The organism is Dietzia timorensis, from assembly GCF_001659785.1.
Classification (GTDB): domain Bacteria; phylum Actinomycetota; class Actinomycetes; order Mycobacteriales; family Mycobacteriaceae; genus Dietzia; species Dietzia timorensis.
On sequence record NZ_CP015961.1, the window covers coordinates 450,142 to 465,662 of the forward strand.

Annotated in this window: 14 protein-coding genes and 1 tRNA gene; 3 read left to right on the top strand and 12 right to left on the bottom strand. The window is 67.4% G+C overall.

The genetic code is table 11. The features are described 5' to 3' along the window. The 12 genes from BJL86_RS02100 to hisC all read right to left on the bottom strand — a co-directional run bounded on the left by BJL86_RS02100 (position 1) and on the right by hisC (position 13,379). Complete coding sequence (locus BJL86_RS02100; RefSeq protein ID WP_075844778.1) at positions 1-876, bottom strand: heme ABC transporter ATP-binding protein; 876 nt, start codon at positions 874-876, stop codon at positions 1-3. Then, positions 873-1,904, bottom strand: a complete 1,032-nt coding sequence (locus BJL86_RS02105) for a FecCD family ABC transporter permease (protein ID WP_067478380.1) — start codon at positions 1,902-1,904, stop codon at positions 873-875. The genes BJL86_RS02100 and BJL86_RS02105 overlap by 4 nt, the downstream gene beginning before the upstream one ends. After that, positions 1,904-3,007 (bottom strand): heme/hemin ABC transporter substrate-binding protein, encoded by a 1,104-nt coding sequence (locus BJL86_RS02110; protein ID WP_067478377.1) that lies wholly within the window; start codon positions 3,005-3,007, stop codon positions 1,904-1,906. Before BJL86_RS02110 ends, BJL86_RS02105 begins: the two co-directional genes overlap by 1 nt. A gap of 26 nt (positions 3,008-3,033) precedes the next feature. After that, positions 3,034-4,839 carry an HtaA domain-containing protein gene (locus BJL86_RS02115; protein WP_082908741.1) on the bottom strand — a complete coding sequence of 602 codons (1,806 nt, stop codon included), beginning with the start codon at positions 4,837-4,839 and terminating at the stop codon, positions 3,034-3,036. Between the two features lie 257 nt (positions 4,840-5,096). After that, positions 5,097-5,645 carry a PGPGW domain-containing protein gene (locus BJL86_RS02120; RefSeq protein WP_067478372.1) on the bottom strand — a complete coding sequence of 183 codons (549 nt, stop codon included), beginning with the start codon at positions 5,643-5,645 and terminating at the stop codon, positions 5,097-5,099. Positions 5,646-5,707: 62 nt separating this feature from the next. Further along, positions 5,708-6,169, bottom strand: coding sequence for a GatB/YqeY domain-containing protein (locus BJL86_RS02125; RefSeq protein WP_067478369.1), 462 nt, complete (start codon positions 6,167-6,169; stop codon positions 5,708-5,710). A 46-nt stretch (positions 6,170-6,215) separates the two neighbouring features. Beyond that, complete coding sequence (hchA, locus tag BJL86_RS02130) at positions 6,216-7,082, bottom strand: glyoxalase III HchA (protein WP_067478366.1); 867 nt, start codon at positions 7,080-7,082, stop codon at positions 6,216-6,218. Positions 7,083-7,161: 79 nt separating this feature from the next. After that, complete coding sequence (locus BJL86_RS02135; protein WP_067478363.1) at positions 7,162-8,277, bottom strand: CaiB/BaiF CoA transferase family protein; 1,116 nt, start codon at positions 8,275-8,277, stop codon at positions 7,162-7,164. Then, positions 8,274-9,446, bottom strand: a complete 1,173-nt coding sequence (locus tag BJL86_RS02140) for an acyl-CoA dehydrogenase family protein (protein ID WP_067478360.1) — start codon at positions 9,444-9,446, stop codon at positions 8,274-8,276. The genes BJL86_RS02135 and BJL86_RS02140 overlap by 4 nt, the downstream gene beginning before the upstream one ends. 99 nt (positions 9,447-9,545) lie before the next feature. Then, positions 9,546-10,262 carry a PIG-L deacetylase family protein gene (locus BJL86_RS02145; RefSeq protein ID WP_067478357.1) on the bottom strand — a complete coding sequence of 239 codons (717 nt, stop codon included), beginning with the start codon at positions 10,260-10,262 and terminating at the stop codon, positions 9,546-9,548. 112 nt (positions 10,263-10,374) lie between these two features. Then, a complete protein-coding gene (locus BJL86_RS02150) occupies positions 10,375-12,078 on the bottom strand; it encodes a bifunctional metallophosphatase/5'-nucleotidase (protein WP_067478354.1) in 1,704 nt (567 codons plus the stop codon). A 233-nt stretch (positions 12,079-12,311) separates the two neighbouring features. Further along, the gene (gene hisC, locus BJL86_RS02155) at positions 12,312-13,379 is read right to left on the bottom strand and encodes a histidinol-phosphate transaminase (RefSeq protein WP_067478351.1); all 1,068 of its coding nucleotides are present in this window, start codon (positions 13,377-13,379) and stop codon (positions 12,312-12,314) included. Positions 13,380-13,492: 113 nt separating this feature from the next. Between hisC and BJL86_RS02160 the strand changes: the two genes are divergently transcribed. From BJL86_RS02160 to BJL86_RS02170, 3 genes are all read left to right on the top strand, one after another. Beyond that, positions 13,493-13,579, top strand: a tRNA-Ser gene (locus BJL86_RS02160). Positions 13,580-13,747: 168 nt separating this feature from the next. Next, positions 13,748-14,920 (top strand): tyrosine-type recombinase/integrase, encoded by a 1,173-nt coding sequence (locus tag BJL86_RS02165; protein ID WP_067478348.1) that lies wholly within the window; start codon positions 13,748-13,750, stop codon positions 14,918-14,920. Further along, positions 14,920-15,432: a hypothetical protein gene (locus BJL86_RS02170; protein WP_067478345.1), complete on the top strand. Its 513-nt coding sequence runs from the start codon at positions 14,920-14,922 to the stop codon at positions 15,430-15,432. The genes BJL86_RS02165 and BJL86_RS02170 overlap by 1 nt, the downstream gene beginning before the upstream one ends. The last annotated feature ends 89 nt before the right edge of the window (positions 15,433-15,521 follow it).

The following is a 15,521-nucleotide window of genomic DNA, read 5'->3' on the forward strand; positions in this document are numbered from 1 at the left end:
TTACGGTCGGCGTTCGTCGCGTGGTCTGATCCACAGGACCGGGCGGCCACCAGAAGGATTGGCTCCTCCGCCGTCATCGGCGACGGTGTGTCCCGTGCCGGGCGCGGACGTGGCGGGGTGGTGAGTGACGCTGATAGGCCAACCGTAGACGTGCGAGAGCGTGTCCTCGGTGCATACTTCCTCCGGCGTGCCGACGTCGAAGATCCGGCCGGCGTGCAGGAGCGCGAGGCGGTCGCAATATTTCGCGGCGGTGCCGAGGTCGTGGAGGACGACGACCACACCGGCGCCCTCGCCCGCGACGCGGCGCACGGTGTGCATGGTGCGCTCGGAGTGGCCGATATCCATCGCGGCGGTGGGTTCGTCGAGCATCACGCAGTCGGCGGTCTGCGCGAGGACGCGGGCGAGGGCGACGCGCGCGCGTTCGCCGCCGGAGAGAGTGGTGATCTCGCGGTCGGCCATGCCGGTCATGTCGACCTCGGCGAGGCAGCGGTCGATGATCTGCGCATCCCGGTCCGGATCGCCGGGCCACGCCGCGCGGCCCATCTCCACCACGTCGCGGACGAGGTGCGCGAACGACACGGTCGGATCCTGCAGCATGACGGCGCGCAGCCGTGCCGCCTGGCGGGGGGAGTAGTCGGAGTACGGGCGACCGAAGAGTTCGACCGAGCCCGAGTGCGGGGGCCTATCGCCCGCCAGCGCCGATAACAGGGTCGATTTCCCGGCGCCGTTCGGCCCGATGAGGCCGAGCACCTCGCCGGCGCGCACCTGCAGGTCCACGCCGTCGACAAGCGTCTTCTTCCCCGCCGTGACGACGACCGATCTCGCCTCGAGCACGGTGGTGCCTGGCGTCGTGGATTCGCGATTTTCGGTGCTCATACGCGTCCCGCCTTGAGTAGGGTGCGCCGCAGCAGCAGGAAGAAAGTCGGGCCGCCGACGAGCGCGGTGAAGATGCCGATCGGCAGGTCCGAGAACGGGATGAGGGTGCGCGCGGCGAGGTCGGCGAGCATCACGAGGACGGCGCCGCCGAGCGCGCTGAGGGGGACGAGCCAGCGGTTTCCGGCGCCGATCACCTGGCGCAGGATGTGCGGGACGATGAGCCCGACGAATCCGATGATTCCCGCATAGGCGACGGCCGCTGCGGCGAGCGCCGTGGACAACCCGATGATCGCCAGTCGCACCACGGGCACGTTGACGCCGGCGTGCTGGGCGGCGCGTTCGCCGAGGCTGAGCACGTCGAGCGAACCGGCAATGACGCACGAGGCGGCCAGGCACGCGAGGATCGGCACGGCGATCGTGGCGACCTGGTCCCATTGCGCACTGTTGAGCGAACCCATCTGCCAGAAGATGATCTGTTCGCGCGAGGTCGTCGGCGCGAGGTAGACGAGGAACGAGATCGCTGCTCCGGCGACCGCGTTGACGGCGATGCCGATGAGGATCAGCGTGACCACCCTGACCTCGCCGTCGACGGAAGCGAGCCGGTAGACGAGGATCGTCGTCGCCATCCCCGCGACGAACGCGAGGATCGGCACCGTCGCCGAACCGGCGAAACCGAGGTGGAACACGATTCCGACTGCCGCGCCGACACCGGCGCCGGAGGTGACGCCGATGACGCTGGGCTCGGCCAGCGGGTTACCGAACAGCCCCTGGAGCAGCGTGCCCGCGACGGCGAGCGCGGCCCCGACCAGCAGCCCGAGCACGGCGCGCGGCATGCGGATCTGCCACAGGACGTTGCTCTCGAGCTCGGCCGAGGGAGCGCGGGTGAGCGCTGGCCACAGGCTCGACAACGGAAGAGTGAACTGCCCGATCGCGAGGTTGGCGACGAATACGGCGACGACGAGAACACCGAGAACGACGGCTGCGGCGGAGCGGGTGCGTTTCCGTCGGGTGAGGACGGAAGAGGTCATCAGACGTCTTCTCCGGTATAGACGGCCTTGGCGAAGCGGACGAGGGAGAGCCCGGCCTGCGGGCCCATCGATGCCGCCTCGGAATCGGGCAGCGCGACGATGCGCTGGTTCTTGCCCGCGTCGGTCTGCGCGACACCTGGCCGCGCGAGCAGCCCTTCGAGACCGCCGGTGGACTCGAGCCCATCGTTCATCACGAGAATGACCTCGGGGTTGAGCTCGGCGAGCGATTCGGCGTTCGCCGGGACGGTGTCGACGATCCCGTTCTCGGTGGCGACGTCGATGCCGCCGAGCTCGGAAATCGTGTTGTCCGCACCGGAGCCCTCGCCGAGGATGAAGAACACGCCCCCGTTGCCACGGATGTAGAGGAACGCCATGCGCAGACGATCGTCTCCCTGGGGCGCGAGATCGGCGACCTCGGCCTGCGCCTGCTCCATCTGCTCGCGCGAGCGCTTGCCGAGCTCGGTGCCCTGCTCGCGCACGCCGAGCGCGCGGGCGACGAGCGTGATGTCGTCCTCCAGCGAATCGGCGGTGCGGCGCGGATCGAGCACCGCCACGGTGATCCCGGCGTCGCGCAGCTGCTCGATCGCCTCTGGCGGACCGACCGTGTCGTCAACGAGGATCACCGACGGGCGCAGCTCGAGAATCGCCTCGACGTTGAGGTTGTGCCCGCCCTCGGTGACGACCGGCCGATCGGCGATCGCCGGCTCATTGGACGAGACCGTGCGGCCGATGATGTTCTCGGTGAGCCCGAGCCCCTCAACCGTGCGCGATAGCGTCCCGTAGAGGTCGAGCGCGAGGATGCGCGAAATGTCGGTGACCTCGACGTCCGTGCCCGTGGCGTCCGAGAAGCTCACCGGCAGCTGCGGCTCCGGGCTCTCGGCGACCGGCTCGATGTCGCCGAGCGGCGCGACGGTGCTCAGGCCGCTCAGCTGCTTCGGGTTGTCGACGTCGTCGCGCGAGGGGAGTTCCTCCACGGCGACGGTGTCGCCGTTCGCGCCGCCGGACTGGGCGCCGACGCCGCAGCCGGTGAGCGCGAGCATCGCGGCGGTGGACAGGGCAAGCGTCGCCGTCGCCGAGCGGGCGAGGGTGTTCCGTCGAATCATGCGCAGGGGGCCTTTCTCGAAGTGCTCTAGTTCTCGCCGGAACCGGTAGTGGCGGCGGAGTCTGCAGCCGCGGGTACCGCGCGACGATTGCGGCCGATCCGGTAGAGCAGCACACCAGCGGCGATGACGAGCATCGCCCCGGCGATCGGCATCCCCGGGTTCGACGCGAGCGCCATCGCCACAGTGTCCGGATCGTCGTCCGTGGACGCGGCATTATCCAGCAATGACGTCGACGAACGCTTATCCGCGACGGGCTTTGCGTCCTTCGGGGTTTCGTCCTCCGGCATTGCCTCGAGCGCTGCCGACTTGCCGGACTTTTCGCTCTTTCCGCCGGCGTTGCCGCTCGACGGGGCGTTGGATCCGCCCGCCGCCGAGCAGCTCGCCGATCCGGACAGCGAGGCCTTGAAGGTCACCGGCGCCATCGCCGTTCCGGCGGGGTAGAAGTCGGCGAGCGCCTCCGATCCGGCCGCGGTCAGCGTCGCTCCGGCGTTCCCGTCGATAACGTCGCCGGACACCGAGGCGCTCACTGCGAGGTCGGCGACGGTGATCCGGCCGAAGCTGCGCGGGTTGCCTTCGGTGTCGTTGGAGGTGACGTCGGCGATGAGCGAACCGGAATTTCCGGAGAACGTGATCTCCGGGTTTGCGAGCGTGAGGTCGAGCACCCCGCCGTGACCGGTGAAGTTGACCGATCCGCCGTAGTTGATGCTGCCCTGCGGCGAGGATGGGTCCACGGCGCCATCGGACCCGGAGAACACGAACGCGCCCGAGTTATAGACCGCGCCGCCCGACGTCGTCCAGCCGCCCTTGGCGACCCCTCCCTGGACGTAGGTGCGGAACGAGTCCTTCACGCCCCACCCCATGCGGGCGTCGGAAACGCCCTTGGTCGATTCCTCGCGGCACACCTCCCCGCTTCCGGAAAGCGCGGAGGCTTCCTTACCGGCGGGTGCCGGCGTGGACTTGCCGTAGTTCTTCGGTGCGGCGTGCGAGGCCGCGTTGCCGCCGGTCGAACGGGAGGCGTTCTGGGTGGCGGGTGCGACGTCGAGCGCCGGTGGGGCGTCGTCGGTGTGCGGCTCCGCCGGTGCCTGCCCGGCGGCCGGGGCGGTCTTGCCGAGCTCGTCGAGTTCGCCTCCGACGCACAGTCCGGGAATCGTCGAGACGTCCATATTCAGGCGGTCGGTGGTGTTGTTGCCCTCGCCGTAGTTGCCGCCGAAAGCGCGGTTGCCGTCCTCGGTGATGTATCCAGCGCCGGAGAGGTTGAACTTGCCGCTGCGCACCGCGTTCGCGTCGATCGGCTGGTCGAGGGTGAACGTCGCGATCGCGGCCTGAGTGCCCTGCTCCTGCCCGGTGATCTCGGCGCCCGGCGCGGGACGGTTGACCGTGTTGGACGAGAAATCGGCGATGAATTGCGCCTCGGATCCGCGCACCTTGATCGACATGTTCGTCAGATTGATCTTGAGCAGGTCGAAGTGGCCGTGGAGAGTCATCGAGCCATTGAGCGGTATGTCCGCGTCCTGGCCGTTGACGCTTGCCTTGGGTGCGTCCGCGGTGAAGTCGAACGTGCCGTCGGCGCCCGCCTCGGCCCCGGAGAAGCCGACGCCGTCGAGGTTCCAACCGCCCATGGCGATCGGGCTCTTGAGGTAGCTGCGGAAGGATTCCTTTATTCCCCAGTGCGCCGAACCGTTGGAGACGGCCGCACACTCGGCGCTGATCGGCTGCGCGCCGGCCGCCGGCAGTGCCGGGGCGACCGCGAGACCCGAAAGTGGCAGCAGCACAGCGGCAGCCCCTGCGGCGAGAATCCGTCGCGTCGTACCCCTGTGAACCAGGCGAAACATGGCAATCCTCTCGGATGGAGGACATGCCCATCGTCAGGTCCCCCAGCGGGCGAGTGGAATCACGGCCCGCAACAAAAGTTAGGCAAAACGTATTAGGGCTACCCTAACCTTTATCGAAAGTGAATAAAAACCCAGTTCAACTTAATGAGCGCGCGCGGGGGAAGGGTAGGAACGATCGACCAGCACCGTGGACATGGAGGGTATGACGAACGTCATACCCGCAGGTGCCCAACGGGAACGGGGAGAGAAGGGCCGCTCTAGCTCCGGCCGGTGGCGGAGCCGGCCGGGGAATTTTCTCGTTCGGTCGCGGTGTCGCCGCCCGTGGGAGAGGGACGTTCGACGTCATACGGAACATACGGGGAACCGCGAAAACGGCGGAAGGAATAGATGAGCAGGCCGAGCGCGATTGCAGCGGAGGCGAAGAGCGTCCCCGCCGTGCCCCAGCCACCGGGGAGCCACCACTGATCGTCGAGCGGCCACCAGTCCGGGGCGGTGCGCCACAGCCCCCAGGCGAGGCCGACGGCGACGAGCGCGGCAACGCCGACGAGTGAGCCGCAGATCCGCAACCACGACTGCACGCCTTCCGAGGCGCCCCGCAGGGCCGCGTGCTTGACCGGGGTGACGAAGCGCTGCGCCCACGTGAGCTCCTGCGAGAGCAGGGCGAGACCGGCGAAGAGCATGAGCAGACCCGGGCCGGGGAGGACGAGCGCGGCGATGCCGAGCACGACGAGAACCCACCCGACGATCTGCAGGGTGAGACGTACCGCGGAGTTCTGCCGCTGGGCCCAGGACTTGTGTTCGCTCATGTGAGTATTCAACGGACGAGGGAGGCGAGGTGTTCCGACAGGCTCGGAGGGCGTCCGCGTCGCTACGCGCCGAGAGCCTTCTTGACGGCGGCGGAGAGGCGGCCACCCTCGACCTGCGCGCCGGCCTTCTGCTTGGCCGCGCCCATGACCGGACCCATCTGCTTCATGGTGCGCTCGCCGTCGCCGACGACCTCGGCGATAGTGGACTCGACGAGGTCGTCGAGCTCGGCATCGGAGAGCTGAGCCGGCTGATACTCGGTGAAGAACTCGACCTCGGACAGCTCCTTGTCGGCGAGCTCTTGGCGGCCGTTCTCCGCGTAGACCTCGGCGGATTCGCGGCGCTTCTTGATTTCGCGCGCCACGACGGCGAGCACCTGCTCGTCGGTGAGCTCGTGCTTCTCCCCGGAGACCTCTTCGGTCATGATCGCTGCCTTGAGCATGCGCAGCGCCGCGACCTTGTCCTTCTCGCGCGCCTTCATGGCGGCGGTCATATCGGAGACGATTCGATCCTTGAGTTCGCTCATGGAAGCGATTCTACGAGCATCACCGCCGGCGCGAGGCGCGCGGAGACTATTCGAGCTCCCTGGCCTGCTCCAAGAGGTAGGACGCCGACATTTTGCCAAGCGCATTCGCGGCGAGCGGGCTGTCGCCGGTGAGGAGGTTGCGGTCGCGGTGCGTCGCGCCGGACATATCGTCGTTGACGACGGTGAGGCCCTGTTTCTCCAATTCCTCGGCGACCAGCCACGGAAGTTCGCCCGGGATGTATCCGAGGTCGATGTTCTGGCCCTTGTCGAGGGAATCGGGGAACACGCACACGGAGTAGCCGCTCAGGGGTGAGGTCTCGCGGTCCCGGCCCACGGCGAGTAGCGCTGCGGGGCCATGGCACAACGTGATGATCGCCCGGTTGTTCTCGATTGCCCAATCGAGCACCTTCGCAACCAACGGATTGCGGGGGAGGTTGTTCATCGCACCGTGGCCGCCGGGGATGAACACGGCGAGGTAGTCCGACTCTGGGCCGAGGTCATCGGCGACGATTTCCGCCAGGTCCTTTGGTGCACGCCAGTCTTCGATAAAGCGCGCGTATGTGTCCTTGACGGCGTCGTCGTTCGCGGGCATGGCCCAGCGTTCGAGCTTGGCGGGATTGCCGCTCGGCGTGGCGATGTCGATCCCGAAGCCGGTGTCCTGGAGGTGCTTGATGGGAAGGAAGGTCTCGACGGGATGGTTGCCCGTGGAGAAGAAGCCTCCGCTGGTGGGGAGGTAGCGCTCCTCGGTGGCGATGACGAGGACTTTCCAGCGGCCGCCGGAGTAGCCGCCCGGATTCTCGACTCCGTCGAAATCCGTTTGCGGCGGGACGTACTGGCTCAGCGAGAACGGCGACGGAAAGTAGGCGTTGTCCTCTGCCTTGTCGATAGTCGGCGAGCGGTCTTCGTCGGTCATGTTGACTCCTTCCAGAACCCATGGGGTGGAACGGTTGTGGCGCCCAACATACGCGAGACGGCGACGCGCGAGTGGAGCGCTAGTGTTCGCCGAGCGCGGGAGGGGCGCTTCGGTAGGTGGGCGGTGTCTCGCTCATCCGGATCGGGTTGGCGACATGCCGAGCCGTCCCCGATCTCCGTGGATCGTCGATGTCGACGGTGGGGGAGAGTCCCAGCCGTTCGGCCAGAGCGATCGCGTCGGAGACGTCGTTGAGCGGCCCGCACGGCACCCCGGCCTCGGTGAGGATGTCGAACCACTCGTCCGCGGACCTGGTCACGAGATGCTTGTCGAGAATCCGGACGAGCTCGTCGCGGTGTGCCACGCGCGAGCTGTTCGTTGCGAAACGTTCGTCGGAGGCGAGCTCCGGAATCTCCAAAGCGGTGCACAACGAGGCGAACTGTTTGTCGTTGCCTACGGCGAGGACGAATGGGCGATCGGCGGTGTCGAAGAGCTGATAGGGCGCGATACTCGGATGCCGGTTGCCCATCGCCTTCGGTACGACCCCGGCTCCGACGAAACCGGCTGTCTGGTTCGCCAGTGCGGACAGCAGAGAGGACAGCAGATTGACCTCGACGCGCTGGCCGGCGCCCGTGCGATCACGGTGCCTGAGCGCAGCGAGGATCCCGAGCGCCGCGTGCATCCCGGTGACGATGTCGACCATCGCGACCCCGACCTTGGTCGGGGTGTGTTCGTCCGGGCCTGTCACGCTCATGAGACCCCCTACTGCCTGGATGAGCAGGTCGTACCCCGGCAGGGCGTTGTCGCCACCGAAACCGGTGATCGAGCAGTAGACGATTCCCGGCGAGTCCTTCGCGACCTGCTCGTAGCCCAGCCCGAGCCGTTCCATCGTGCCGGGAAGGAAGTTCTCCACGACGACGTCGGCGCGGGCGACGAGTTCGCGCGCGGCCGCGAGCCCTTCCTCGGTGCGTAGGTCGATGGCCCGCGAGCTCTTATTGCGGTTGACCCCGAGGAAGTACGTCGATTCCTCTCCGACCCACGGCGGGCCCCAGGCGCGTGTGTCGTCGCCCGATCCCGGACGCTCGATCTTCACGACCTCCGCGCCGAGATCGGCGAGCAGCATGGTCGCGTAAGGGCCCGCGAGGACGCGGCCGAAGTCGGCGATGACCAGTCCGTCGAGTGCTCCTGTTGCGCTCACCGGAATGCCGATTCCCCTGTGAGTGCACGGCCGATGGTCAGCTGATGCATTTCGGTCGTGCCCTCGTAGGTGAGGACGGACTCTAGGTTGTTGGCGTGCCGGATGACCGGGTACTCGAGGGTGATCCCGTTGGCGCCGAGAATCGTGCGGCACGCGCGAGCGATTTCGATCGACTCGCGGGTGTTATTGAGCTTGCCCGTGCTTATCTGCTCAGGGGTGATCTCGCCACGATCCTTGATCCGGCCGAGGTTATAGGCGAGAAGGTGCCCCTTGCCCACCTCGAGCGCCATGTCGGCGATTTTCGCCTGCGTGAGTTGGAAGGAGGCGAGCGGCTTGTCGAAGACCTCGCGGGTCCCCGCGTAATCGATCGCTGTCTCCAGGCAGTCACGGGCAGCCCCGATCGAGCCGAAGACGATACCGAAGCGGGCCTCGCCCAGCGCGGACAGTGGACCGCGGAGACCCTTGGCTTCGGGCAGCATCGCCGAGGCGGGAAGGCGCACGGAATCCAGAACCAGTTCGGAGGTGACGGAGGCGCGCAGCGACATCTTCGAATGGATCTCCGGGGCGGAGAAACCGGGGGTGTCGGTGGGGACGACGAAACCGCGAATGCCGTCGTCGGTATGGGCCCACACCACGGCGACATCGGCGATCGAGCCGTTGGTGATCCACATCTTCGTGCCGTTGAGGATCCAATCGTCGCCGTCACGCTTGGCATTCGTGCGCATGCCGCCGGGATTGGAACCGAAGTCCGGCTCCGTGAGGCCGAAGCAGCCGATTGCCTTACCGGCCGCCATCTTCGGCAACCATTCGAGCTTCTGTTCCTCGCTTCCCCAGTGGTGAATCGAGAACATTGCGAGCGATCCCTGCACGGACACCAGGCTGCGGATGCCGGAGTCGACCGCCTCGAGTTCGAGGCAGGCCAGGCCGTACGCGGTAGCGCTCATCCCGGCGCAGTCGTAGCCGTCGAGGTGCATGCCGAGGAGGCCGAGGGAGCCGAGTTCCCTGGCGAGTTCGCGCGCAGGTAGCGCGGCCTCCTCGAACCACTGCGCGATGTGCGGCCGGATGCGCTCGGCGGCGAACTGGCGCACGGTGTCGCGAATCTGGATCTCCTCGGGCTGGAGAAGATGATCGAGGGCGAACAATTGGGTGAGGGATTGCGTGCTTGACATGACCACTCCGTGGGCTGGACTCGAGATTGTGGGAAGGCTGGTGCCCACGATGACACGAGAGCCCGCGCGGATCGCGTTCACCCGCGGGGCGCGTCGCCGCTACACCTCGAACGCACGGAACCCGATCGCGGCCGCAACGCCGCCGCCGGCTTTGCCGGTCTCCGCGGAGATCTCCGTGAGCATGTCCCGCGGGGCCGGATGGTCCGGCAGTGCCGCAAGATATTCGGCGTGCGCCTCGAGCGAGGCGATCCCGCGCTCGAGCGGCTCGCCGGTCACGTCGACGAAATGGGTCGGCGTCGCACTCCCGGCGACCAGAAGCCAGTCGGTGCCCCACTTCTCCAGGCCTTCTTCGGCTGCGAGCTCCGGGAAGACCCACGTGTTGTCGGCATCGCGCACCGCATCCGCCGCGGCGAGCCCCGCAGCCCGGTGGTCGGCCTGATTGAGGCCCCACGAGGGTTCGACATCCCACGTCATCGTGAGCACGACGTTCGGCCGGATCCGCCGGATCACCCGCGCGATCGCCTTCCGCATCTCCAGCGAATACTCGAGCATCCCGTCGGGGAAATCGAGGATCTCCAGGCTTTTCACCCCGACGGCGTCACATGCGTTCCGTTGTTCCTTCGCGCGCAGCGGGCCGATCTCCTCGGGAGGCCGCTGCATCCCCGCCTCGCCGGAGGTGAGCAGTAGGTAGTGCACCTCGACACCCCGGTCGATCCACGCGGCCATCGCCGCGGAGGTGCCGTATTCGACATCATCGGGGTGTGCGACCACGCACAGAGCCGTCTCGATTCCGTCGAGAGAAAATTCTTCCAGCATCGTCGCTCCTGGGCTCGCCGTTCGCGGCGGATGGCGCCGCGTCCCCATTGTCCCGCGAAGGCGGCGATGGTGCAGGACGGCCAACCCCGCAGAGCGGCGCGGGAGGGTCTGCCTAGTTACGCGCGGACACGTCCAGAAGCCGCTGGTTGACGGCGGGCGGCCGCACCGTCCCATGCGAGCGGACGTATTCGGCCAGGGCGTGGATGTCGAACATCCCGGACCACTCGGGTTCGCTCGTCAGCGTTGTCAGCGGCGCCGCGCCCCATTCCGAGGACAGCAGGAACTCGTTGGCCGCGACCTTGTATTCCCCGCCGGGCGCGATCTCGGTGCCGTCGATCTTCGCCCCGACCAGCCGATCGCCCTCGGGGCGCGCGGGGTCGATGTCGAGCTCCACATTCTCCGAGACCGCGATGCCGCGCGTGCCGACGTCGTCGATATAGGCGTTGAACGCATCGCGCAGGCGCTCGCCGGAGACCGTGGCGATCTGGATTCGGTCGCCGTAGGGCTGGACCTCATGGAGATCGCGGTAGTGCAGTTCGCCTTCTGGGAGGTCGGTGCGCAGCGAATCCGGGTTGTAGATCGCCAGATCCGCGCCCTTGTCGCGGGTGGCTTCCCACTGCGCATCGGCCATGAGGTTCGCCAGCGCCGATTCGCCCGAGGGCTGGATCTCGCGGCTCACCCTCACGTCCGCGGAGCCGAATGCCTCGGTGTCGTTCTCCGCAGCCGAATCCGCGGCCGCGTCGATGAGATCAGTGACTTCGGCGTCAGGGGTGATGTCGTGGTGGACCTTCTGGTTGTAGGTCGAACTCTGTTCGCGCCTCGCGCGGCCGGAGGTGGGGTCGATGAGCAGATCCACCACGGCGACCGAGCGCCCGTGCGAGGCCGGCGACAGAACGGGGCGGCGCGCGTTCGAGGGGTCGGTGAGATCGCAGGTCGCCGGCCCGCCGGAGTCCCCGACGAACAGGGCATCGACGGACGAGGACACCTCGCGCAACTCCGGCATCTGGGCGATCTCCTCCGGACACGCAGCCGGATCGTTCTGGCGGTGCACCGCGTCGATGTGGAGCAGGCCGACGACCGAGTGGACGTTCATCGCCTCGAGGGCGCGGGTCGCAGCGTCGAACGACTCCTGCAGCGGGCGGCGCTCCGGGTTCCACGGCGGCGGCGCTGGTGTCGGCGGGCCGAAGAGCGGCGGGGGAGCGTCCATGTCCTCGCTGCCGGTCGTCGCCGCGATAACACCGATTTTGATGCCGCCGACGTCGATCACGAGGTACGGGAACGGCGTTATCGGCGCGTCTTCGCCAGGGGTGAGGTTGCTCGCTATGTACGGGAAGCCGTGCCCCGGCATCGACGCCGAGGACGGGGCGACGAGGTCGAGCTCGCCGATCGCGGACGCGGCCACGCCCATGTGACGTAGCACCTGGAGAGTGGGTTCGTCCCGGTTGAGCACCGCCTCCGGCTGCACGCCGCCGAGGTTGTCCCCGGTGCTGAGCAGCACCGAATTCTCCGCGCCGGCGCGCAGGTGCGACACGGTCGCCGACAGATAATCGGCGCCGCCCGCAGGGATCGTGCGGTCGGGGCCGTCGAGGATCGTGCCCTGGTAGCCGGACGGGTGCGAGAGCGCGCCGGCGATTCCATCGATACCGAGGATGCGGACCAGCACCGCGTCTCCGGCTCCGCCGTCCGGCGTCATCGACGATTGCGCGGAGGCCGGGGCGGACGTGGCCGCGAGCGTGGCGACGAGCGCGGTCGCAGCTGCGGGTACGGCGAGGCCCGTGAGGGTCGACGTGCGCGTGCTGCGGCGCCCTGTGCCCACCTGTGCCCCCTCGCCCTGGAACTCGACTCATCGGAACGGGTCCCGGCCGTGCGCATCACGCCGCGCGGACCTGGTTGGTCCGCGCGGCGACGCGCGGTTCCACCGAACGACTATATTGCCCCATTCGGATCACTGTTATAGCGCCCATAAGATCACGATTATGTGACAAATTAATATTCGTGCGACGTTATTGACCTGGAGGTAGGCGAGTGAGTTTGCGTTGCCCTTGCTAACTACTGGTTCTCGCGGTGCGTCCAGGCGGTGGCGGCGTCGAGGAACGCGGCCATTTCCTCGGGGGCTCCGATGCTCACGCGGACGCCGGTGCCGGCGAACGCGCGCACGAGGACCCCGCGCTCGGCGCACCACTCGTTGAAGGGAAGGGCGGCGTCATCCAGCGGTAGCCACAGGAAGTTCGCCTCCGAGACCGGCACGGAGAATCCCAGCTCGAGAAGGGCCGCGCGGCACCGTTCGCGCTCGGCGATGACCGCGTCCGTGCGGGCGAGCAGCTCGGCGCCGGAGCGCAGCGAGGCGATCGCAGCGGCCTGCGCCACGGCCGAGACCGAGAACGGCACGCTCATCTTGTTCACCGCGGCTATGATCTCGGCGGACCCGGCCATGTAGCCCACGCGCAGCCCGGCCAGGCCGTAGGCCTTCGACATCGTCCGCATCGCGACAACGTTCGGGTGCGCGCCGCGCAGCGCCAACTCGAAGCCCTCGACCTTGTCGTCGCGGCGGCAGTACTCGTAGTACGCCTCGTCGAGCGCGACCGTCACCCGCTCGGGGACCTGCTCCAGAAACCGTATGACGTCGGACGCCGCCAGCGCCGGGCCCGTCGGGTTATTCGGGGTGCACAGGAAAATGATGCGCGTGCGGTCGGTGATCGCGGCCGCCATCGCGTCGAGGTCGAGCGAGCCGTCCGCCGCCAGCGGCACCTGCACGGGCGTCGCGAGCGCGACGCGCGTGAGGATCGGGTAGGCCTCGAAGCTGCGCCAGCCGAAGAGAACCTCGTCGCCGGACGTGCACGTGGCCTGGATGATCTGCTGGCACAGCGCCGACGAGCCGCAGCCGACGGCGATGTTCTCCGGCGTGGTGTCGAACTGCTCGGCGAGCTCGGTGCGCAGCGCGTACGCAGAGATGTCGGGGTAGCGGTTACCCGCGGCGGCGGCCTCGACGATCGCCTGCTGCGCCGCCGGGAGCGGCCCCTGGGTGACCTCGTTGCTGGCGAGCTTGATCGCGCCCGGAGCCGAACGTCCCGGCACGTAGGCGGGGATGGCGTCGAGGTCGGTGCGAATCTGCGGCATGCACTTCACCGTAGCGCCCCGTGCGGGAGGGGTGCACCGGCACCCGCCGGGAGCGTCTTTGCCTAAGACTTCGGCGATTGTGTACCGTTTATATCCGTGGCTTATGGCCACGTGGAGGCGTGCCAGAGCGGCCGAATGGGACTCACTGCTAATGAGTTGTCCTCTTACGGGGACCGGAGGTTCAAATCCTCTCGCCTCCGCACTATCTATCCCCCCAGGTAGCGAATTACCTGGGGGGATAGTTGTTTTTGCAGGCCCAGGCAATTCTGAAGCTACCGCATACGTGTTCCGACGTATCCTCATGTACTCCCACTTGTGGCATATTAGAGGCACGAGGGGGCACGGGAAACGGTACGGAAGGGCACGGCATGGCGGGAAAGAGATCACGGCGCGAGGAGTTCGGCTCCCCCCGTCAGCTTCCGTCGGGACGTTTCCAAGCCCGATACACCGGCCCGGACGGTGCCAAGCACAAGGCGCCCCGCACGTTCGACACGTTGGGCCGCGCCCGTGGTTGGCTCGCCGAGGAGCGGAAATTGATCGACCTGGGCACCTGGACGCCGCCCGCCGACCGGGATAAGGCCGCCGTCTCCGAGACCGTCTCCGAGTGGATGGACCGCTGGCTGGAGCTAAAGCGCCCCGCTCTGCGCGTCTCCTCGTTTCAGACCCTCGCACGGACGGTGGAAAACCGGTTGACGCGGGTGGACGGCGATGCTGCCGCGCTGGCCGCGTTGCCGCTTAACGCGGTGACCAAAGACGATGTTCTCGCCTGGTGGGAGGCAATCTCGTGCCACTTCCCAGACACCGAACGAACCAATAAGGAGGCGTATGCGCGGCTCAAGGCAGCGTTCGCTGACGCGGTGGAGCTGGGCAAGGTGCCAGCGAACCCGGTAGCTGTGAAGGCGGCGCGCGGTAAAGCGAAGCCGAAGAGCAAGGAGCTACCGGCGACGGCGGACCTTCACGCGATCATCGCGGAACTGCCTCCCCGCTATCAGCTAGGCGCGGTCCTCTGCCTATTCCACGGGCTACGCATAGGCGAAATGCTTGCGGTGGAGCGCCACCACCTCGTGAAGCGTGGGGAAGGCTGGACAGTTCAGGTGCGCGGGAACCTCCAGCGCCTCGACGTGGACGGGCGTGCGCGTATGACGTGGCAGCCCCCCAAGACCAAGGCAGGGCGGCGCGACGTGCCACTGTTCGCACAGTTCTCCGACCTCGTGGACGAGCACCTGAACAGGTATTGCGGCCCCGAGGGGGACGCGCTCGTGACAACGACGACCACGGGCAAGGCGGTCCTCGACACGTCATTTCGGGGTTCTGTTGCTCGTGCTCGCCAGCGGGCCGGGGTGGAGGCGAACATCACGCCGCATCACGGGCGGAACTGGCTTATTACGGCGCTTGCGGAGAACGGTGCGACCCCTGCCGAGATCGGCGCGCTACTGGGGCAAGAGGACTTAAGGACGATCACGGAAATCTACATGAAGGCGCGTCCTGAATCGTCCGCCGCCCGTATGGCTGCCGTAGGCGCGACCCTGGGGGCGGCGTAATGAACCCGTTCAGCTCCGAGCAGGGGCAGGAACTTAACGCCGCGCTCGATCGGTGGTTCGCTAGGCGTCACGGCATCGACCTCAATGCCGCCTCCGAACGGCTCGACCAGTTGCACGACGACTACGAACAATTCCGGGGACTTACTGACAAATTGCAGCGCGCGTTGACGCAGCACACGTTCAACTGCGAGCGGTGCGGGCGACCCGTCCTGAGACTCGTGAAGCTAACGGAATCGGCGTTCGTGATCTCGGAGACCGGTTCCAGTCTTCCGCCCGCTACCGGCGACAGGGACCGGGCCGCCGAGTTCGTGGAGGCGGCGCGATGGTTTAACCGCCACCGCCACCGGCCCGACCTTCCGACCGTTGTGCCTCTGGAGTGGTTCGCGGGTCTTGACGGCCCGTTCCCGTTTCCGTTGACGTGCGACTGCCTCACGCGGCACCTTGGCGCGGCTTTCGTATCGGAACGGCTCTTAGGTGATGGAAAGACCACAATGCTCCCGGTGGACTCCTAGCATCGACCGCTAACGCTGGAGTACACTAGCTCCCGACGGTTAGCGCAGGACGCTTGGAAACAATCCGGTTTCGTCACCGGGTCAAGGCC